The sequence below is a fragment of the Olavius algarvensis spirochete endosymbiont genome, assembly GCA_900608495.1.
GTDB lineage: Bacteria > Spirochaetota > Spirochaetia > DSM-2461 > DSM-2461 > UBA2779.
On record UWYT01000280.1, the window covers coordinates 1 to 212 of the forward strand.

General features: G+C 60.4%; 1 protein-coding gene. It reads right to left on the minus strand.

Going from position 1 to position 212, the window contains the following annotated elements; genetic code table 11:
• The coding region (locus S1OALGB6SA_RS08705) for a hypothetical protein (protein ID WP_503465891.1) at window positions 1-212 on the minus strand (212 nt) is incomplete at both ends.

Consider the following 212-nt stretch of genomic DNA (forward strand, 5'->3'; position numbering starts at 1 on the left):
TGCCGGCAAAGGTGCTTACCACCCCCGCCGGCGTGATCTTCCGGATGCGGTGGTTGTCAATATCTGCCACATAGACATTGCCGGATGAATCCACAGCCACTCCGGTGGGGAGGTTAAACTGTGCCGTGTTGCCGGTGCCATCCGCATGACCTCTTATGCCAGTGCCGGCAAAGGTGCTTACCACCCCCGCCGGCGTGATTTTCCGGATGCGG